General features: G+C 59.6%; 14 protein-coding genes. 3 read left to right on the top strand and 11 right to left on the bottom strand.

Annotated features, from left to right (window positions below; genetic code table 11):
• Positions 1 to 77: 77 nt before the first annotated feature.
• From WI754_RS28970 to WI754_RS29010, 9 genes are all read right to left on the bottom strand, one after another.
• Complete coding sequence (locus WI754_RS28970) at positions 78 to 1,487, bottom strand: HlyD family type I secretion periplasmic adaptor subunit (protein ID WP_341486473.1); 1,410 nt, start codon at positions 1,485 to 1,487, stop codon at positions 78 to 80.
• Positions 1,484 to 3,628 (bottom strand): peptidase domain-containing ABC transporter, encoded by a 2,145-nt coding sequence (locus WI754_RS28975; RefSeq protein ID WP_341486474.1) that lies wholly within the window; start codon positions 3,626 to 3,628, stop codon positions 1,484 to 1,486. The genes WI754_RS28970 and WI754_RS28975 overlap by 4 nt, the downstream gene beginning before the upstream one ends.
• A gap of 30 nt (positions 3,629 to 3,658) precedes the next feature.
• Positions 3,659 to 3,964 (bottom strand): hypothetical protein, encoded by a 306-nt coding sequence (locus WI754_RS28980; RefSeq protein ID WP_341486475.1) that lies wholly within the window; start codon positions 3,962 to 3,964, stop codon positions 3,659 to 3,661.
• Between the two features lie 32 nt (positions 3,965 to 3,996).
• Positions 3,997 to 5,211 carry a GTP-binding protein gene (locus WI754_RS28985; RefSeq protein ID WP_341486476.1) on the bottom strand — a complete coding sequence of 405 codons (1,215 nt, stop codon included), beginning with the start codon at positions 5,209 to 5,211 and terminating at the stop codon, positions 3,997 to 3,999.
• Between the two features lie 21 nt (positions 5,212 to 5,232).
• The gene (locus WI754_RS28990) at positions 5,233 to 9,678 is read right to left on the bottom strand and encodes a DUF4082 domain-containing protein (protein WP_341486477.1); all 4,446 of its coding nucleotides are present in this window, start codon (positions 9,676 to 9,678) and stop codon (positions 5,233 to 5,235) included.
• 760 nt (positions 9,679 to 10,438) lie between these two features.
• The gene (lhgO, locus tag WI754_RS28995) at positions 10,439 to 11,647 is read right to left on the bottom strand and encodes an L-2-hydroxyglutarate oxidase (RefSeq protein WP_341486478.1); all 1,209 of its coding nucleotides are present in this window, start codon (positions 11,645 to 11,647) and stop codon (positions 10,439 to 10,441) included.
• Between the two features lie 54 nt (positions 11,648 to 11,701).
• Complete coding sequence (wecC, locus tag WI754_RS29000) at positions 11,702 to 12,958, bottom strand: UDP-N-acetyl-D-mannosamine dehydrogenase (RefSeq protein ID WP_341486479.1); 1,257 nt, start codon at positions 12,956 to 12,958, stop codon at positions 11,702 to 11,704.
• Positions 12,951 to 13,781, bottom strand: coding sequence for a WecB/TagA/CpsF family glycosyltransferase (locus WI754_RS29005; protein ID WP_341486480.1), 831 nt, complete (start codon positions 13,779 to 13,781; stop codon positions 12,951 to 12,953). Before WI754_RS29005 ends, wecC begins: the two co-directional genes overlap by 8 nt.
• 1 nt (position 13,782) lies before the next feature.
• Positions 13,783 to 15,072: a hypothetical protein gene (locus WI754_RS29010; protein ID WP_341486481.1), complete on the bottom strand. Its 1,290-nt coding sequence runs from the start codon at positions 15,070 to 15,072 to the stop codon at positions 13,783 to 13,785.
• A gap of 423 nt (positions 15,073 to 15,495) precedes the next feature.
• On the opposite strand from WI754_RS29010, the gene WI754_RS29015 reads away from it, so the two are divergent.
• The 3 genes from WI754_RS29015 to WI754_RS29025 all read left to right on the top strand — a co-directional run bounded on the left by WI754_RS29015 (position 15,496) and on the right by WI754_RS29025 (position 18,675).
• Positions 15,496 to 15,783 carry a glycosyltransferase gene (locus WI754_RS29015; protein ID WP_341486482.1) on the top strand — a complete coding sequence of 96 codons (288 nt, stop codon included), beginning with the start codon at positions 15,496 to 15,498 and terminating at the stop codon, positions 15,781 to 15,783.
• Positions 15,784 to 15,934: 151 nt separating this feature from the next.
• A complete protein-coding gene (locus WI754_RS29020; protein WP_341486483.1) occupies positions 15,935 to 16,348 on the top strand; it encodes a hypothetical protein in 414 nt (137 codons plus the stop codon).
• A gap of 575 nt (positions 16,349 to 16,923) precedes the next feature.
• A complete protein-coding gene (locus tag WI754_RS29025) occupies positions 16,924 to 18,675 on the top strand; it encodes a calcium-binding protein (protein ID WP_341486484.1) in 1,752 nt (583 codons plus the stop codon).
• Positions 18,676 to 18,839: 164 nt separating this feature from the next.
• On the opposite strand, the gene wecB is transcribed toward WI754_RS29025, so the two are convergent.
• Together wecB and WI754_RS29035 are read right to left on the bottom strand one after the other, a co-directional pair.
• Positions 18,840 to 20,033 (bottom strand): UDP-N-acetylglucosamine 2-epimerase (non-hydrolyzing), encoded by a 1,194-nt coding sequence (gene wecB, locus WI754_RS29030; protein ID WP_341486485.1) that lies wholly within the window; start codon positions 20,031 to 20,033, stop codon positions 18,840 to 18,842.
• Positions 20,034 to 20,117: 84 nt separating this feature from the next.
• Positions 20,118 to 20,909, bottom strand: a complete 792-nt coding sequence (locus tag WI754_RS29035) for a CpsD/CapB family tyrosine-protein kinase (RefSeq protein ID WP_341486486.1) — start codon at positions 20,907 to 20,909, stop codon at positions 20,118 to 20,120.
• Positions 20,910 to 20,975 lie beyond the last annotated feature (66 nt).

Here is a 20,975-nt window from a genome sequence, read left to right on the forward strand (position 1 = left end):
GCGGGCCGTTTCATGTTTGCGAGAGTTGGCTTACGCGACGGAATGGAATGATGGTGGCCGTCGCGGAGGAGCATCCGTCACGGTTCGCGGATGGCGCTGTCAAGCCCACGCAGCAGCGGATACAGGAAGTAGGAGATCACCGTGCGACGGCCCACCTTGATCTCCGTGGACACCGTCATGCCGGGCAGAAGCCGCACGGGCTCGCCGGAAGAATGAAGCCTGGTGTCGGTCAGTAGAACGCGCGCCTTGAAAAACGGCTCTACGGGTTTACCGGCGGCTGCGTCCTGCTGTGTTGAGGTGAAGGCATCACGGCTGATCGTCCTGATCGTGCCTGAGGCGGTGCCGAATTTCTGGAACGGATAGGCATCGAATTTGACCCGCGCCTCTTTGTCGACAGCTACGCGACCGATATCCCGCGAACTGATCGAGACCTCCGCCTCCAGCGGCACGTTGAGGGGAACGAGTGTGACAATCGGCTCCGCTTCGCGCACGACAGAACCTATGGAACGCTCTGCGAGATCGAGGACAACCGCGTCGGCAGGCGCAGTCAGGGTGATCATATTGCGGCGCAACTCCATCTTTTTCAGCTCTTCGCCCACCGTGTCGCGCTGATTGCGCAATTCGACGAGTTGTTCCATCGACGTTCGCCGGAAGTCCTCGATGAAAGCCTGCCGATCGGCCGTCAGCTTCGCCAGAGAATGTTTCGCTTCGGCTGCCTTGCCGTGCAGTGCGGAGAGGTCTGAGTCGACATCGAGACGGGCATCGCGCGAACCGAGGAAAGCGACCAGCGAACCGGTGTCGTTGCGGTAGAGCGTCTCGCGCGCGCTTTCGATCCGGATCAGGTTCTCCCGCCGACTGGCAAGCACCGCTTCCTGATCCTTGCCGGATGCGATCGCCGCGGCCTGCCCCGCAATCTGCTGCTCGAAATTCTGAAGCTGGGCCACGTAGAAGGCGCGACGTTGTTCGAAGAGCCGCACCTGCAGCATTTCGTCCGCAGAGTCGCCTGCCTGCTTCGCATAATCGGTGCCAGCGAGTTCGGCTTCAATACGCCTTACCTGCGCGTCGAGCGCCGCGAATTTCGTGCGCTGCTGATCGACGTCTGACTGGCTGAAAGTCGCATCAAGCCTGGCGAGCGTCTGCCCTGCGCGAACCTCTTCGCCGATCGCGACATCGATCGTGCGGATGATCGAGGTTTCCAGCGGTTGAACGACGATGGTCGGCTGGGTCGTGATGAGCTTGCCGGGCGCGATGACGACCTCGTCGATCTTGGAAACCGAAGCCCAGAAAACGGCGGTGCCAATGAGGGCGGTGACCCCATAGAGCGTCAATCGCGCAATCCTTGGCGGTACGCGTTCTTCCAGTTCGACGGCGTCTGACTGAAATTCGGCAATGACGGGCGGCAATGCGCGATGCACGACCAGTTCTGTCTTGGGCCTCGCTACGGGAACGGGCAGATTCTCGTGAGACTTCTCCCGGCGCTTGCTCATGCGACCTGCCTCGTTTGTTGCGACCACAGGTGACGGTACGTCATGCAGCGTGAAACAAGCTGATCGTGACGGCCGATATCTGCAATCTTGCCGCGTTCGACAACCAGGATGGCATCGGCATCGACCAGCGTGGTCAGGCGATGGGAAACGATGATCACGGTGCGCCCTTCGGCGATCTTGCTCAAGTTCTGCCTCAGGATTGCCTCGCTGTCGGGATCGAGCGCGCTGGTGGCCTCGTCGAGAATGAGCAGCTTGGGATTGGTGATCAGCGCACGGGCTATCGCAAGGCGCTGCTTCTGTCCGCCCGAGAGATTCGATGCGTTCTCCTCCAGCATGGATTCGAAGCCGCGCGGCAGCCGCTCGATGAATTCCTCGGCGCCGGCGACGCGCGCAGCCTCGATGACCTCTTCGATGCTTGCATTGGGCTTTGCCGCGGCGATGTTTTCGCGAACCGAGCCCCGGAACAGGAAATTGTCCTGAAGCACCACCCCGATGCTCGTACGAAGATGGACGAGATCAATTTCTCGGCTGTCATAGCCGTCGATCCGGACGATCCCTTGTTGGTTCTGGTAGAGCCCCTGGATCAACCGGGTGATTGTCGTCTTGCCAGACCCGCTCTTGCCGACGATGCCGAAGACGGAGCCGGCGGGAACCGTGAAAGAGACATCGTCGAGCGCGGGCGCACCATCCGGTCCGTAGCGGAACGTAACCTTGTCGAAGTCGATACTGCCATGGAGTTCCGGCCTGATGCCGCGCCCACGGCCAAATTGCTCGGGGCGCTGGTTCATGACCTCGCCGAGCATGCGAACGGAAAGCGCCACTTCCTGATACTCGTGCACCATGGTCACGATCTGGACGAGCGGCCCGGAAACCCTGCCAGCCAGCATGTTGAACGCGACGAGCGCGCCGATTGTCATGGTGTTGTCGAAAACGTCGAGCGCGCCGAACCCGATGATGGCGACGCTCATCAGCTTTTCCAGAAGCCCGATCACCGCCTGCGCGACTGTCGAGATCTTCTCGACGCGGAAACGCACGGAAATCGATTGGGCCGAGCAATCGTCCCACACCCGGCGCTGACGTGGCTCGAGCGCGAGCGACTTGACGGTGCGCATTCCGTGGACGGTTTCGACAAGCAGGGCCTGACGCTCGCCTTCGGCCTGATAGAGGGCTTGAAGCCGCCGCTGGAACGGGCCGACGAGCATCATGACGACAAGACCGACGAGGGCGGCAAAGCCCAGCACGACGAACGTAAGCTTGACGCTGTAGAGAATGAGGATTGGCACGAACACCAGAAGCGAAAGCCCGTCGAGCAGCGTCAGGAAAAGCCTGCCCGTGAGGAATTCGCGAATGCGGCCCGTCTGTTGCATGTGCTTCACGAGAACGCCGGCGGACGCCTGTTCGAACAGGGCGATCGGCAGACTGAGGAGGTGGCCAAAGGTGCGCGTCGCGATCCGGATGTCGATCTTGTTGGTCGCGTAGAGCAGGAGATAGCGCCGCAGAAAGGTGAAGGCGGCATCGAAGACGAGGGCAACGCCGATCCCGATCGTCAAGACTGTCAGGGTCGCGTAGCTCTGGTGCACCAATACCTTGTCGATGACGAGCTGGAAGAAGATCGGCGTTGCAAGGCCAAGCCCGTAGAGAACGAACGCGGCCAGCGCAACATCGCGGAAAAGGCCGCGCTGGCGGACGATTTCCGGCACGAACCAACGAAAGCCGAAGGGCAGGTCTTCGTCGGAAAGTCGATAGTTTCGCTTCACCAGGATGACGGAGCCGCCCCACCGTTTGGAAAACTGCTCCTCGTTCAGAAGGAGGAATTCCGGACGCTGCGCCAGCGGGTCGAGAACCCGGATCATCTCGTTGTCGTCGCTGCCGGCGACGCCGGCAACTACCACCCAGTTTCCGTTTTCGAGCTCGGCAAGCAACGGATAGGCGTCGCCCATTTTAAACAGCGACCGCCATGTCAGACGCAGGCTGCGGGCGCGCAGGCCGGCATCTTTCGCCATCCGAAGAAGTTGCCGCGTCGGCACCGGCTGGTCTCCCACGGCATAGTCGTGGAGCAGTCTTTCGGGGGAAAGATCGATGCCATGATGGCGACCGACCAGTGCCAGGCATTGCAGATTGGTGTGCGGAAATGTGCTCATGGCCCCCCCGAGGGATCGCTGCGTTTCCGCTCAATTGAAATTCGGCGAGACGTTTGCGGACGACGGAGACTGTTGTGCGTCGGTAGCCGGCAGTTGCTGAATGTCACCGATCCTGCGAACCGCGCCTGCTTCGACCAGACCGGCAAGGGCCTTTTGCATCAGGTCCACGGCATTCGCGAACGCGTCGACCGGCATGATGATCCGCTGGCGAAACACTGGTTTCGGATTGTTGCTCGCGTCCCGCTCTGTGGCGGAGAGCGACATCAGGTCGATCCGCACAATCGTCCCGGTCACTGTGATTTCGCCAATGCCGTCGGCATAGAGTTCGTTGGTCATTGTCTTCTCCTTGGGTTGTTGTTCGAGATCAGTTACGCAGCATTCGCGTGCTGCCATAGCGGGAACGGATCGTACAGATGACACGCAAGCTGCGGATCAAGGCCTCTCTCGTCTCCGATCAGACAGTCGTCGAGTGCCGCGCAGATGGCGTCTTTGGCCAGGCCCGCGCCAATGAAGACCAGTTCCTGCCTGCGGTCGCCCCAGACGACACTCCAATGCCGGTCAAGCAGTGCGCGGAACTCGGGGTGGCGGGGCCAGTGCGCCCGCGGCACCGTTACCCACCATAGGCCTTTCGACTCCGTGCGGCGTTGCACGCCGGCAATTGAAAGAAGACCGATCCATTCAGGGCGCGTCGCCAGCCAGAAATGACCTTTCGCGCGGATGAGGCCCGGCCATTGCTTCGCAAGAAAATTCTGGAACCTGGCGGGATCGAAGGGTCGGCGCGCCCGATAGACGAAACTCGTAATGCCGTATTCGTCCGTTTCGGGAACATGGTCGCCCCAGCCGAACAGTTCTTTGTGCCAGAGCGGATGCCTTGCCGATTTCGCCTCGCTGAAAAGGCCGGTGTCAAGGATGGTGGAGAGCGGCAGGTTGCCGAAGTCCGTTTCGACGACGCGTGCATCAGGATTGAGCGCGGCAACGATCCGGCGCACGGTGGTTCGCGTTTCGGTCGTCACCTCCGCGATCTTGTTGATCACCACGACGTCGGCAAATTCGATTTGCTCGACAAGAAGATCGACCAGGGTGCGCGCATCGTCCTTGTCCCGTGTCTCGCCGCGGTCGCTCAGAAAATCCGTGCTGGAATAGTCGGAAAGCAGATTTGCTGCATCGACGACAGAAACCATCGCGTCGAGTCTGGCGATATCGCAGAGCGCCGCGCCCATTTCATCCCTGAATGAGAATGTCGCTGCAATCGGCAAGGGTTCAGCAATGCCTGTTGCTTCGATGAGGAGGTAGTCGAAGCGTGCCTCCGTCGCGAGCCGGCGGACTTCGCTCAGCAGGTCGTCGCGGAGCGTGCAGCATATGCAACCGTTGGTAAGTTCGACCAGTGTCTCGTTTGTTCGCGACAGATCGGCTCCGCCATCGCGAACGAGATCCGCATCGATATTGATCTCGCTCATGTCGTTGACGAGTACGGCGACGCGCAGTCCTTCGCGATTACGCAGAACGTGGTTGAGGATCGTCGTCTTGCCCGCGCCAAGAAAGCCTGACAGCACCGTTACAGGGAGCCGGTTATCACCTTCCATCCGATTCCCCATTCCTGCCCCCTAAGCCGCCAGTTGAGGCCTGAAGGCCACATCCACATAGTAGTTCGAGCTGTTGTAGGTGCTGTCCGGGAACAGGCCGGCCGCCCCATAGGCATAGACGCCGTTGCCGCCACTCTGCGCCGACGACAAGGCATGAAGGTTGCCGTTGTTCACGCCCGAACTGAAGAAATTGCTCGTCGCCGAATAGTTGCCGTTGGTGCTGTAGGAGACGACGTAGGTCGTGTTTGCCTGGATCGCCACCTGTTGGGACAGATTGGCCGACTGCCAGCCGCTGGCACTCTCGTTCGTAAAGGTTGCACTTGCGAGCAGCGCGCCCGTCGTGGTCCAGAGATAACCAGTATGCGTGCCGGTGTTCGTCGAGCCCTTGTAGAAACGGAATCCGGTAATCCAGCCTGCCACGTCCGCCTGGAACTTCATGCCGAGATTGACCTGGTTGTTGTCGTTTACCGAGACGACCGCCGGTGTGGTACCGGCTGCAAAGACGTTCTGTGTGGCTCCTTGCGCGCCGACGGTCAGAGACACTTGAGCCGTATCCGTGCCGCCCCTTCCGTCAGAGATGGAATAGGAGAAGCTCGCGGGGCCGCTGTAGCCGGTGGTCGGAGTGAACGTGACCGTGTTCGACTGGCTGTTGAAGGAAACCGAACCATTGACCGCGTTACTGGCGCCCGTGATCGAAATCGGATCGCCGTTGGGATCTGTATCATTGGCGAGCAGGGCCGATGCCGGGATGGAAAGTGGTGTATTGGTGGTTGCCGAATAGCCTGAATCGTTGACGGCGTCCGGGGCGACGTTCTGGGTGATGGACCGCTCGAACAGCACGTCGACCCAGTAGTTCGACGCCTTGTGGCTCGCCGCCGGGAACAGGCTGTTTGCTCCGTAGGTGTAAACGCCGTTGCCGCCGCTTGTCCCGCTGGATGGTGCGGTGAGCGGGCCGTTGGTACGGCTGCTGGTGAAGTAATTTGACGTTACCGCATATCTGCCGTTGGAATGATAGCTCGCCACATAGGTTGTGCCTACCGAAAGGGTGATCGGCTGAGCGAAAGTCACTGTTTGCCAGCCGCTCGCCGTTTCGTTGGTGAAGGTCGCCGTCGCGAGCCGCGTGCCCGTGCTGCTCCACAGGGAGCCCGTATGGGTCCCGGTATCCTGCGCACTCTTGTAATAGCGCAGCCCCGTGATCGCGCCACCGGCGGACGCGAAGAACTTCATCCCCAGTTCCACGGGCTTCAAGTCGTTCGAAGAGATAACGCTTGGAGTATCGGACAGGCTGAACAGGCTCGTTGCGGTCGACGGCGTAGTGACCGTTAGATTGACGGTGGCCGATGCTGTTCCGCCTCGTCCATCCGACACGGCGTAGGTAAAGCGCGCCGCGCCGGTGTAGCCCGTCGTTGGCGTGAAGGTGAAACTGTTGGTCTGACTGTTGAAATTCACCGTTCCATTGACCGCGCCGCTGGCGCCCGTGACCGTCAGCGCATCGCCGTCAGGATCCGTGTCATTGGCAAGCACGGCGGAAGAGGCGATCGTCAACGGCGTGTCGCGGTTGGTGGTATAGCCGTTGTCGTTGTTGGCGACCGGCGCGCTATTCACCGTCGACGGCGCAAACACCACATCCACCCAGTAGTTTTCGCCGTTGTAAATGTTGCCCGGGAATGTCCTGGTAGCGCCATAGGCATAGACGCCGCCGTTCTGAGCGACACTCAGGGGGCCGTTGGCGTAGGCGGAATTGAAATATCCCCCGCTGGACGAATAGTAGCCTTTGGTGTGGTAGGAGGCAACGTAGGTCGCTCCCGCCGTGATCTGGATCGGGCTGGAGAAGGTCACCGTCTGCCACCCGGAGATAGGCTCTCCCGTCGACACACCCGTCGCAAGAAGCGTTCCGTTATCCCTCCACAGGCTCACCGTGTGTTCGCCGGTATTGTAGAAGCCTTTATAGAAGCGGATGCCTTGCACCGCGCCGGCAGTGCTCGCCTGGAAACGGACGCCCAATTCCACGCCATCCCGATCGAGCGTCGTTTCGACGGACGGCTTTGATGCAAGCGTCCAAAGGCTGCGGGTCGAGGGCAACGAAACCGTTACCTGCCTGCCTGCCGCCGGAGTTTCAAGGTTGACGCTGTCATCGACGGCACGGGAGCTGATCGTGTAGGTTCCGCTCGCCTGGACGACCCAGTTGTAGCTCCAGTTCTCCCTGCCACTCGCCTTGAACCAGTGCGCACCACCATCGGTCGATACCTCGACGCCCGCGATGATACCGCCGCCGAAGTCCTGCGCTGTCCCCGTGACGGTGACACGCTGCCCCTCGACGAAGCTCGCACCGATATTCGGCGAGGAAATCGTCGAGACCGGCTTTGTCTGGTCGGGCGACTGCGTTGCGAGGACCAGGCTCGCATCGATCGTGGTGGGTTGAATGCCCATGTCGGCGAACATATTGATCATCGACTGCTGCACGTTGCGGTCGGTCGGGGTTGCCGGCCCTTCGTGCTGCGCGTTCAAACCCCAGGACCAGAAGACCGTGCCGGCGCCAAAAACGAGCGCGCCGCTCTCCGCCCGGTACATGGTCAGGCTGTGCGTCACATCGGCCGTGCCGAGGGTGGTTCCATAGTCGCGCAGATAAGTATCGACCGACACGGTCGACAGCGAAAGATCGACCATCCCTGCGGGCCGGAAGCCGTTTTCGACGTCGGAATCCCACTCGTAGCCGAGAAGGTTTCTCACAAGGCTGAAACTTTGACCCGGTAGAATGTTTGCGACATCCGTGTTGCGCCAGAACCGGAGGTTGGAATAGTCGTACGGGATCGAAATTACATCCTGGCGGTAGCTGTCGACGGTAAACATGGTGCCCGTCAGCGAGTTCTCCGGCTCCTGCCCGGGATCTGCAAAGCGCGGGTCGCGCCAGGTGCCTGTTCCGATATTGCTCGGATCGGTGCTGTTGCCCCAGGTTTCCTTGTAGCAGACCAGGGTGCGGTAGGGCGTGCCGTTGCCGTCGATGCTATTTTGCCAGCGGACCTTCCAGTAACATTCGTTGCCGCTCCAGAAGGCGAGGTTGACGCCCGCGTCACGCGCCGCTTCGACATTGTTGCGCTGCTCGGCCGACCAGTATTCGTCATGCCCGACCGAAAGGAAGGCCCGGTGATTGAGCAGCAGGCTGCCGCTTCGTGTCGCATCCACGCCGGAGATGTAGGAAACGTCGTAACCGTTCTGTTCCAGCCACTGGATCGCCGAATGCTCGACGCCAAAGATGAAATCGTGCGTGCCGCCAAACGTGCTGGTATTGGTGATGAACGGGCGATTGTAGCTGACCGCCGAAGCGCGGCCGCTCGCGGTCTGGGCAGAATAGAGGCTGGCTCCGCCCCAGGCATTGTAGGCCTGCCAGGTTGTATCGGACGTCTGGAACACTATATCGCTGGTGGAGCCGTCCTCGCGAACGATGAAGGGGATGATGCTCTCACCCGCGGTGCCGTCCTGGCGGACCAGCTTTGCGAAATAGACCCCCGAAACCGCGTCCTGCGGAATTGTCCAGCTTGCCGAGACCGACCAGTTGCCGCAATCGATCAGGCCGAGCGACGCGTCGACGATCGGATTAGGCTGATTCTGTGCGGTGGCGAGCGACCTGTTGATTGTGGCGACCTTGCGGGCGCCGTCGCCGCCGTAGTAGCCGAGACGGTAGATGTCGATGCGGTAATTCCTCGAGTTGGTGGCGATCTTGAAATTGACCGTCTGTCCCACGTTGGTGCTGATTTCCGTAGCGAAGCCCTGGATGTTGCTGTTGCCATCACCGTCGATGCCCCATTCGCTTCGCGGATTGCCCTGCTTCATGTTTTCGAGAGCAATCTTATTGGGCGTTGCCGCAGCCGCGGCCACATCCGTCGCCGGGGCGGCCGCGGTCACAGCGAAGGTCTCGGCAACAACCGGCGGGGTGACGGAGTCACTATTCCCACTGCCCGTGTCGAGTTTTGCGCCGGCCGGGTCGAGGCTTCCCGACGAGCCTGAGTCAAGCGGGGCTGCCGCCACCGAGAAGGCTTCGGCGACAACCGGGGGTGCTGCAAAGACCGGCAATACGGCCTCCGACTGCGCACTGATGGGGTTACTGCTGGGAGTTGATGGTAAGGTCACGCCTGGTGTAGAGAGTATGCTCGCCGGAAGGGTGATAGAGGCCTTGCGTCCATCGGCCGCGTCGAGAGTTTCCGACGAACCCAAGTCAAGTACGGACGATTGTGCGTCGCCTGGGGAGAGTATCTTCGTGTCGCCGAGCACTGAGGCCGGCGAGGGCGCAGTGACGCTGCTTGTCGACAAATCTGTCGACGGGCGATATACGACGGCCGCGGCCTCGTTGGACGGTGCAGCGATCACATTCGATGAAACCGCGCTCCACGCAGCCAGGGGGTTGAAGACGCTGCTCACCCCTCCGGATACACTCAGATACTTGTCGCTCTTGATTTGGATGCTCAACATGCGGCACCCCCGATCGCCGTTTTGGATTGAATGACTAAGGTTTCAAGCCAACCATCTTGCCAATTTTCTCGCGTCGGCGAACGACACCAATCGGTGGTATGCCGCGCAGCGACCGTATCCACCGATGTGATTAGGCAGGTCAATCTAACAACAAGACTTATCTGCATGCGAGGTTTACGCGGCCCGGCTGCAAGCGATGGATCATTATAAACACTGACGAGAGTGGGTCTTCGCAAACGCCCGCGCCTGTTCCCTTGCCTAAAGAAATGAAGCCCTTACTCAGTTTGTGGAGATATCCAATGCTGGTGAACGCGATATGATCGAAACTCATCCCCGTCGAGGATGAAATCGAGCCGTACTCCTGACGCCTTTCTTCAATTGATTGAAGAAAGGCGCTTTTTCGTTGATGTTCAGGCGCTCAACCAGATGAGGCCAGCACAACCAACCGCGGCAACCGCGAGGAAAGCAGCGATTGCCCGCCAACGTGAACTACGGAGGCTCGGCTTTCGATCACTGAGATCGCCCTGATACCCAAACGCATGGTGGTCCTCAGCGAGTGCGGAATTCAGGTATTCGTCCTGGATGGCGTTAATGGCTGGCTCCTCCATTGCGCAAATCCGGCTTTCCGCGCTGCGGTTCCAGATGGATGATGGTGGAGAATAAGCGTAGCCTAAAACATGCATCGATCCAGCTATCACTTTGGTGGATGAGGTACCGGCCCTGCGTAGGGCTCCACTTCCCGCAGCTCTAGTTCCAGGGATTATGAATAATTGAAATGGGCGCTGGCGATGTCGGAGATGTGCCTGCCGATCGGTAATGCCGACGTCGCCGCGGGTGATGGCGCGTTGAGCACATGGACAGTGCGTGCCGTCCGTTCGATCAAAAAATCATGCAGCAGACGGCCGTCGCGATTGACCGCCTGGGCGCGGATACCGGCGGGATGCGAATGCAGGTCGCTCAGGTTCAATTCCGGGCAGTAACGCTGGCACAAGGCAAGATAGCGCCGACGGCTGAGCGAATTGGCGATCTCCGTCAGCCCGGAGCGCATGTTGTCAATGATCATCCGGCGGAAACCGCGGAACCCTACCATCTCCCAGAGGTCCGTGGAATTGACGTCGCCGAAGTGATAGCCGTTGCGGGCAAAGGCAAGCACCGCATTCGGGCCGACCGTCACGAACCCGCCGATCATCGGCGTCAGATGCACGCCGAGAAACGGGAGTGATGGGTCCGGAATTGGATAGATAAGGTGCTCAACGATCCGGTTCCTGTTGGCACCGAGGCGGAAGTATTCGCCACGAAAAGGGATGATGGCAAGGTCGGCTGCAAGGCCGCACAATCGCGCCAAACGATCGGCATTGATGCCGGCACAGGCAACAACATGTCGGGCGCGAAGCAGGATGCCGGCGTTCAGAAGAATGTCGACGCCGTTATGTTGTTCGCTGATGCCGCGAACTTCGGCACTGGTCATGATCGTACCGCCGGCGTCGGTGAGGATCGTGCCCATGCGGCGGGTGATCTTGCCGTAGTCAACGATCCCGGATGCGGGAACGAAGAGCGCCCCACGGCCGGTGACATGCGGCTCGCGCTCGGTGAGTTCCTCCTTGCTGACGCGGCGAACCTCAAGTCCATTGGCGAGCGCACGCTCGTAGAGCTTTTCCATGCGCGGCAGTTCGTCCGCGTCGGTGGCGACGAGCAGCTTGCCGCGCTGTTCGAAGGGTATGTCATACTCCTTGCAGAAGCGCATCGTTGCGGCGCTTCCTTGCCTGCAGAACTGGGCTTTCAGGCTGCCGGGTTCGTAGTAGACCCCGGCGTGGATGACCCCGCTGTTGCGTCCCGTCTGGTGGCCGGCAAGAACCGGCTCTTTTTCGAGGACGGCGATGGCAATGCCCGGAAAGCGCCGAGACAACTGCATGGCCGTCGACAATCCGACAATGCCGCCGCCGATAACCACGATGTCGAAATCCGCCATCGTCCGACGCCCCTTCCTCTCAGTTATCACCGGATTGGAAGTTCGTAGCACTCGTCAGTGCCAAACGCCACGTGTGTCGTAGATAACTTTGCCTCCAAGACGTGTATGCCTCATGGCCTTGAACGGTTCGTGTTCAACGAGAAGGACGACAATGTCTGCACGCTCGACCGCCTGGTAAGCGCCCTCAAGATGGAGATTGCCATACTCCGACAGCAGCCTGGGCATGACGCTGACATATGGATCCGACACGAAGATATCCACCTCCGGCAGAGCTTTAGCGATAAGCCCGACAACTTCTATTGCCGGGCTTTCCCGGACATCGTCGACGTTTGCCTTGAAGGTCAGGCCCAGGCACGCAACTGTCGGCGAGCGGAACCTTTTCGCCTTCTCGACGACCTGCGCGGCAACATGGTGCGGCCGATGATCGTTGACCTCGCGTGCTGTGCGGATCAAGCGCGAGAGCTGCGGCGCTGCGGAAACGATAAACCAGGGATCTACCGGAATGCAGTGCCCGCCGACGCCGGGACCGGGGCTCAGAATATTCACCCGCGGATGCCTGTTGGCCAGGCGGATCACTTCCCACACGTCGATATGAAGAGATTCGCTGATCAGGGAAATTTCATTGGCGAACGCAAGGTTGACATCGCGATAGGCGTTTTCAACCAGCTTGGCCATTTCGGCGCTTGCTGCATCGGTCAACAGGATTTCGCCCTGAGCGAACAGGCGATAGATGGACGCCGCCTTTTCGGCGCATCTCGGCGTCAGGCCGCCGACGACACGGTCGTTGGTGATGATCTCGATCATGATGCGGCCGGGAAGAACGCGCTCCGGGCAATGGGCGACGAATATGTCTGCGCCGGTCTCGCCGTCACGTGGCATTTTGAGATCAGGCCGCAGGGCACCGATCCAATCTCCCACCTTCTGCGTCGTCCCGGGAGGGGAGGTGGACTCCAGAACCACGATGTTTCCGGACCTCAACATTGGAGCGATCTGCTCGGCCGCCGCCTTTACATAGGACAAATCGGCCGTTCGATCCTCGTTGAAAGGGGTGGGCACCGCGATGATGAAAGCGTCCGCTTCGGGTGTTTCGGTTGTCGCGGTCAGCCGGCCCATGGCAACAGCACCGCTGACCCCCACTGCAAGGTCCGGCTCAACGAAAGGCACTTCGCCGCGCCTCAAGGCCGCGACAGTCGCCGGATTGATATCGACCCCAATAACGTCGATGCCGCGCGTCGCGATGGCGACGGCGGTTGGCAAGCCGATATATCCCATTCCCAGTATGGCCAATCGGCCCTTGAACACGTCAGTCATCGGCAACGCTCCGAAGTTGGGCATCCGGGAGCATCGGACTGCCAGGTTCGACATTACGGTCTGCGCCAGCCCTGTAGGGGCCATCGGGATGGAACATCTCACGGGCGGTGAGCTGGGCGAAGCTGGTGTTGGTTTTCAGATAGCGCCACCAGAGCCGCCGGGGTTCCTGCAGCAGCCTGTACGCCCATTCCATTCCGCATTTCTGCCACGCAATCGGCGCGCGTCTGGTCAGACCCGCCATGATGTCGAAGGAACCGCCGACGCCGTGCAACACCGGAACGTTGAGCGAGGCGCCATAGGCGGCCAGAAATATCTCCTTCTTGGGTGACGTCATTCCAAGGAAGAGCATATCGGCCCCGGACTCCCTGATGCCGGCAGCAATCTGCTCCGCTTTAGCGGCTTCATAATATCCGTGATGGCTATAAGCGATTTTCAGACCGGGAAACCGCCGGGCAACAACGCGCTGCATCTCCGCGAGGATCTCCGGCTTTGCCCCCAGAAACGCGACGGAGCGCCCTTCCTGATGCGCAAGGAGGAGAAGCCGGCTGAAGATGTCGATTCCTGCCACACGCTCAGGCAAGGGTCGACCGAGCAACTTGCTCGCCCAGACGATGGACTGGCCATCCGCCAGCAGAAGGTCGCATTCCATCAACGATTGACGCAGCAGCGCGTTTTTGCGCAACTCCACGACCTTGGCGGCATTGAGAACTCCGAGAAGGATTGGCCGCCGTGTGATGAGCGCCGTATGGCAGCGCTCGATGACGTCATCCATGCGCATGGCATCCATGTACATGCCGAACAGAAGCTGACGTTGTCCAGGCATCTCAAATCTCCTCAAAGGGTGCGGGCATGTCCTTCACCGAGCCGGGAGCCAGCCTGGTGACCACCCCGCCCGAGAGCCACGCGTAAAGCAGCCAGCCCAATTCATAAGGGCGGCATTCAAAGTCCACTTGATTGGGGGGGAAAAGCGCATCAAGGGCTGGAAGATGCAGGCCGGGCGCCAGTGCCGTTGTGATCGCTGAAATTGCCCGCACCGCCTTGCGGGGTTCGCGGCGTGCCACCTTGCGCCAGATCACTCCTTTTTCGGGAACGACGAGTGTTGCCGCGACCTCGGGATGTTCATCGAGCCAGCGCAGGCCCTTGACGATCGCCTGGGAATGGTCGGAGCCTCCAGCTTCGCTGAGATCGAGCAAGGCCATCGGGGCCATCGCGTGCTGGTGGACGCTGTAGACCGGATAGCCTTCGACCACGTTTCCGTCGCGGGTATCATAGTGCCACCACCATTGCCCGGTGGGACCCTGCAAGGCGCAAATCCTTTCTGCGCATGCTTCGGCGGCCGACAGGGCGGGAGCATTTCCGCGCGCAACATGAAGGCGAGAAAGGGCCTGTATGGTGTAAACCTGATCGGCAAAACAGCCGATATGCGCACGCAGGCGCCCGCTTGCAGATGCCGGGAGCATGTGCGGAAACAGACCGGTTGGCGACAGTCCCGACATCAGCCGGTTAGTCGCCAACGAGACCACATCCTGGGTAGGACCGAATTGTTCAGCCGCCAGGGCGGCCGTCAGTGTCCACGCACAGTGCACCGTCGCGATGGGAGCATCCGAGGCAAGCAACAGATGAAGCTTGCGAAAGAGTGCCGTAGCATGAAACCACCCTGCTTCCGCGGCAGCCCAGGCGGCCAACGCCACCGCGCCCGTGTCGGAAGATGTCTCGGCGCGCGCAGCGCATGCATGCGCCAGTTCGCACGCCGTGCTGCCGTTCAGTATTTGCTGCTGGATCGCCTCGTCGGCGTAGGATAGGCCGAGGGCAGCGATCGACGCATAGCGAAGACTGTCGCCTTCGAGCCGTTCCAACCAGTGCGGACCTATTTTGACTGCGCGCAGCGTATGGCCGAATACTCCGTCCTTATGCATGCGCGGTAAGCCTCGCAACGCGACGCCCAGCAAGTGAATGACCTGGGCCTGCCCCTCACGCGACGTCAATTCAATGGCTTCCAGCCGGTCGAGCGTGTCGATGCGGCTTTGTTCGGGAGTACGTCTGTTGCGACTACTGTTTTCCGATGGAGCGTTTTGTGTTCTCGCAGACAATGAATGCTGAAAATCAATTGGCATGAAAACTCCTCACACCTTGCGTTTAAACGGAAACGGCCGTTACCAAAGGTTGAAGCGAGCGCGTCGCTTCAAGGCGCGAAGACGACATGCTAGAAAATCCCTGCAGATATTCCAGCGCACTCAAAGACTTACGAGATCGATATCGGCATGCCGCCAATGGTATTGCGATACACCGATCGGATTACCTGGATTGGTCGTCGTCTAGCATTCCGGATTAGTGGTAGATGCGAACGGGGCGTAAGCTACCTCTCTCGACCGTCTTTCGGCCCGGGCACTTTTTCTTCAAGGATTGCCGAAGTCCCATGCCCGGGTTGCCGCGCGATGCGAGAGCGCAAAATGGACGCTTAAACAAGACAGAGAGAACCCCAAAACCACAACGGCGTCGCTGCCACTCTCTTAACTGCGCGAAGAGTTGCGATCGTAGTGGTCACCTACAACAGCGCTTCCGTTTTGCCCGGTTTGCTCGATACCCTGCCGGCGGGACTTGAAGGCACCGAGCAATATGAAGTGATTATCGTCGACAACGACTCGCACGATCAATCCGTCGATCTCGCACTTGCTCACCCGATCGGCGCCAGAGTCATTCGAACGGGCGGCAACGCCGGCTACGCCGCTGCCATCAATGCGGCGACCGCGACCATCGATCCGTCTGCCGATCTGCTTGTACTCAACCCGGACATCCGCCCGCAGCGGCTGCATCAGCAGCCTTAACGCGGGCCTGTGCAATCTTTCTGTCGGCGTAGCAGCACCGCGGCCCAGGGAGAGGACGGCGTCGTCTCGAAATCCATACGCCGCGAACCGTCTGTAGCGACCGCGTGGTCCGAGGTGTTGCTGGGCGGCAGGCTGGCAGCGCGACTGGGGCTTGGCGAAATTGTCGATAGCGCTGCTCTATACAGGGACGAGGGGCCAGATCGAATGGGCGACCGGCGCCATACTGCTGGTTTCCGCCACAGCCCGTGAAGCGGTCGGTGATTGGGTTGAAAGCTTCTTCCTGTACAGCGAAGAGGTTGACTACCTTCGCCGCGTTCGAACGGCCGGCCTTGAGGTCTTGTATGTTCCTGAAGCTCTGGCAATCCATATCGGCGGCGACTACCACAGCAGTCCTTTCCTCACCGCACTCATGACCGCCAATCGTATCAAATATCATCGCCGACACCATAACACTGGGGTCTCGGCACTGTTTCGGCCCGATATCATAGTCGGAGAGGACCTTGCAGCCGGATTGGGACACCGCTCGGCGTTTCGGGCTGCGCTCGGTTTTTGGGACGGTCTGTAAGTCCTGCACTCTCGGCTTGCGGACAGCCAATCCCGCCTCTCTGTAAGCTCTTGCTTTCGCGAATCAGGCGAACGAATCAGCGCCCTCCCGCCCTGCTTCGTCCTCTCCCGCGTACACAGACCTGTGGAAAATGCCCCGAAAAACGGTTGAACCGAGGGTTCTTATACTCTTAGGTTGCCAAGAAAAAAATTTCAAAAAAAAAGATATCGGCTTTGCTCGTCGCGGCGAAGGCGGCTGGTTTGAAATTTTTTTCCAAATATTTTCAGAAGAGTAGCCACACTGCAAGTTGCGCTTTTGTATGATTTTTTCAAAATTTTGAAAAGTTTATTTTTTGTTGAATCGGCGAAAATTAACCAATTATTTCATAGTAGCAACGTCTAATTCAATTTATTGCGGCATTAGTAAGGCCTCCATTTTCGACGCCTTTTAGCCAATTCCTACCGCATTGCACAAGTTTTGAAGTTGCATTAGGTCTCCGTTTCATAGGTTCGGCTTACCAAAAAAGAGGTAGTCGGCTTAGCAGTAAGTCCATCTTGAAACGGGGTTCAAGGGCTGAGGAGAAAGGCAATACAACAGTGACAGATTTTCCAGATGCAACCAACACAGGCGTCAAAGCCGGGGCGGCGATGACCGTGTATAACGGCACTTACTATGTCACCCAGGACAATGCCAACATCAGCAATCTCGAGGTCCATGGGAATATCGTCATCGAAGCCAAGAACGTGACGATGACGAACATCAAGCTGGTCTCCGAAACACCCTGGCATGCGCTCAGGGTCATGGACGACGCCACCGGCTTTACGCTGCAGGACAGCGAGATCGATGGCGCCGGCAGCACCGTCAACGCCATCTACGGCGCCGGCACCTTCCTGCGCAATGATCTGCACGACATGGACAACGGCATTAATGTCGTCGGCCCGTCTGATATCCGCGACAACTACATCCATGATTTCCGCGGCGGCGCCGACGCCCACTACGATGGCGTCGAGATCAATGGCGGTGGCGGTCACGACATCAACGTCATCCACAACACCATCATCAACGCCCACACCCAGACCTCGGCGGTGATGATGAACAACGAATTCGGCGGCCTGTCGAACATCACGGTCGACGGCAACCGCCTGGTCGGCGGCGGCTACACCGTCTATCTGGATGGACGCAAAGGCGGCGGGACAGTCGACGACGCGTCGATCAAGATCACCAACAATCAGATCGGCGACGGCTACTGGGGCGATTTCGCGCTCTATGACGACCATCCGGTGGTGTCCGGAAATACCGACCTGGACACGCTGCCGACAGTCACGCCGCCGACGGACACAGGTACCGACACGGGCACGGGTACTGACACGGGCACGGGCACGGATACAGGCACCGACACGGGCACATCGGCGACAGTCTACACCGGTACCGAAGGTGATGACACTTTGCCTCTCACCGGAAAAACGAATGCGGGAAGCGAGACCTACAAGGGCCTCGGCGGCAACGATCTGCTCAAGGGCGGTGCCGGCGCGGACGTTCTTGATGGCGGTGCAGGTATCGACGCAGCAAGCTATTCTGGATCATCGGCCGCTGTGAAGGTCAATCTTGGGGCGGGCACTGCATCCGGGGGCCATGCAACGGGTGATAAGTTCACCGGCGTCGAGAAAGTGCTCGGCTCCAGCTACGGCGATACCCTGCAGGGTGACTCCGATAATAACGTCCTGAACGGCGGCGCCGGTGCCGACAAGCTCGACGGCGGAGCAGGCGTGGATACCGCCTCCTATATGGGCTCCACGGCCGGCGTTACGGCAAGCCTTGCCAATGCTGCGTACAACACCGGCGACGCCAAGGGCGACACCTATGTCTCGATCGAGCAACTGTCCGGTTCGAGTTTTGCCGATAAGCTCTATGGCGACGCAGGTGCCAATTTGCTTTCGGGCGGCGCCGGCGATGATGTCCTTAAGGGCGGCGGCGGCAACGACGCGCTTTATGGTGGTCTCGGCGCGGATGATCTGGTGGGCGGCTCGGGTGCCGACACGTTCGTCTTCAACGCGGCGGCTGAGAGCACGGCTGCACTGACGGGCCGAGATTCGATCTTCGACTTCTCAGGCACCGGCGGCGACAGAATTGATCTTGCGGACATCGATGCCAATTCGGCAGCGTCCGGCGATCAAGCGTTCACCTACCTCGGTACTGCTGCCTTCACTGGCAAGGCCGGCGAGCTGCGTTACGTCAAGCAGGCCTCTGACACCTATGTTTATGGTGACACCAATGGTGACAGGAATGCCGATTTCGCCATCCATCTGGATGACGCGGTGACGATGTCGAAGGGGTACTTCGTACTTTAATGCGAAGAGGCCGCTTTATGCGGTCTCAGAGCCCTATTTCTATCCATCCGCACAATACCAAAGGCGACCATCGGTCGCCTTTGGCTGTCCGAAGCGTCCAGCACGGTCATGAAACGCCCGGCGCTTCGTATTCCTGCCTCGACATCTCGGAAAAATCCGCAACTCTAGGCGGCGACCACGTGTGCCTGGCGTGGCGGCGCTGGTTTGGAAACAGGATCCAACTCCGTGTCGAACTCGATCGGCCGGTCTCCCAAAGCGAAAAAATGTTCGATGGCCTGGACCGACCGCATCGCGGCGTGTCCATCGCCGTACGGGTTTACCGCGCGTGCCATCTCCTGATAGGCTCGCCGATCCGTTAGAAGGTTTGTCACTTCGCCAACGATACGATCCTCGCTCGTGCCGACGAGCCGCACGGTACCGGCGGCGACGGCTTCGGGACGTTCGGTCGTTTCGCGCATGACAAGGACGGGTTTTCCAAAGGTAGGCGCCTCTTCCTGCACACCGCCGCTATCGGTAAGCACGATTGCGCAGTCGCGCATGGCTTTGACGAAATCGCCATAGTCGAGCGGCTGCGTGATCACGACATTTTCGAGCCCGGCGAGCGGAGGAAGCAGAACCTCGCGCACCACCGGATTAAGATGGGCTGGAAGGAGAAAGGCAACCTCCGGAAATATCCGCGCAAGCCGAGCGATGGCGCGAGCGGCTTGCGCCATCGGTTCACCCCAGGATTCGCGACGGTGCGCGGTAATCAAAACACTCCTCCGGCCCATGATCCGTTCGAGGTCGCGATTTTCGCTCGGGTTGTTTCGGCCCGACACCTGCAGCAACGCGTCGATGACAGTGTTGCCGGTGACGACGATATCGCGTTCAGCAACACCATCCTTCACGAGGTTGAGTTTCGAGGTCTGGGTCGGAGCCAGGTGCAGGGCGGCGAGCTGGGTGGTCAGGCGGCGGTTGATTTCCTCCGGAAAGGGATTGTAGCGATCGCCCGTTCTCAGCCCGGCTTCGAGGTGAAACAGCGGAATTTTCTTGTAAAAAGCGGCCAATGCAGCGGCAAAGCAGCTTGTCGTGTCGCCCTGAACCAGAAGCGCGTCCGGCGCTTCTGCCTCGATGACCCCGGAAACGCCGGAGAGGACACGGGTGGTTACATTTTCAAGGCTTTGCGATTGCGTAATGATATTGAGGTCATGGCTGGGCTGGATACCGAACAGTCGGTTGACCTGATCGAGCATTTCGCGGTGTTGACCTGTAACAGCGACGATGGGCCTGCAATGGCGGGAACGAGCGAGTTCGCCGATCAATGGTGCCATCTTGACCGCCTCCGGGCGTGTGCCATAGACCATCAGTATCTTACGCATGGCAATCTCCTTTTGATCCTGTGTCGACAGCTCATCGGATCGAGAGGTCGTCGGGGTTGCATTTCGCCGCCAAAGACGCGCGTGTCATTGGTCGGAGTTGTACCTGCACCTGTTCAACACGGTGCCGAGCATGTTGGTTCGCTCCGACAGATACCGCTCGCACTCGTCCACTTCGTCGAACGTGCTGCATTCAGCCGCCGCAACGAGGATCGCGCAGTCCACATTCGGCAGAAAAGCCGTGACGTCGTCGTTGGAAAGCATGGAGGGCATGTCGAACAGGATCACGTCCGGTTCCAGCTTCAGTTGCAGATCCTGCAATATCCTTGCCGCTTCCAGAGACTGCAGCAATTCCGCCGAAAACTGCACGGGCTGATGGTTCGTGCCCACCGCCAGGTTGTCGCCATAGCGCAGAAAAAGGTTGTGCGCCGCAGCGTCACCTCTCAAAAACGCCTCCATCGAGGCCGGCGCTTTCACCCCAAGCACCTCACCGATTGCCGGTTGTTTCAGATTGAGATCGATCAGAAGCGTGCGGCAATCTTTCTGGTGGGCAAGACTGAACGCCAGATTAAGAGCGACAAGCGACTTGCCGCAGGAGGGTGTCGGCGAGGTGATCGCAACGGAAGTCCAGTTGTTTTGCCGCAGACTCTGCAGCACTCTCGTCCGCATCATGTCAAACGGGGCGTGCGCGGCATCAGAGCGGTCTATGGTGACGATACGGTTCTGAAGGATCCTCTCTGGATCGAGGTCAAGCGTTGACAAGTTTTCCCAGGCGATTTCACGCCCAAGCCGCGTGCAGGCCTGAATTGCCTGCTCAGTGAGCCGGTCCGTGATTTGAAAACGCCGGGCCTCTTGCAATGGAGTCGGAACCTGCTTCATAATTTAAACTCTGATCCTGATGACAAACACAGCTCGTATTTGGCGATGTTGAAACTATACATCGGG

Origin of the sequence: Pararhizobium sp. A13 (assembly GCF_040126305.1) — a bacterium.
In the GTDB taxonomy this organism is placed as follows: Bacteria; Pseudomonadota; Alphaproteobacteria; order Rhizobiales; family Rhizobiaceae; genus Pararhizobium.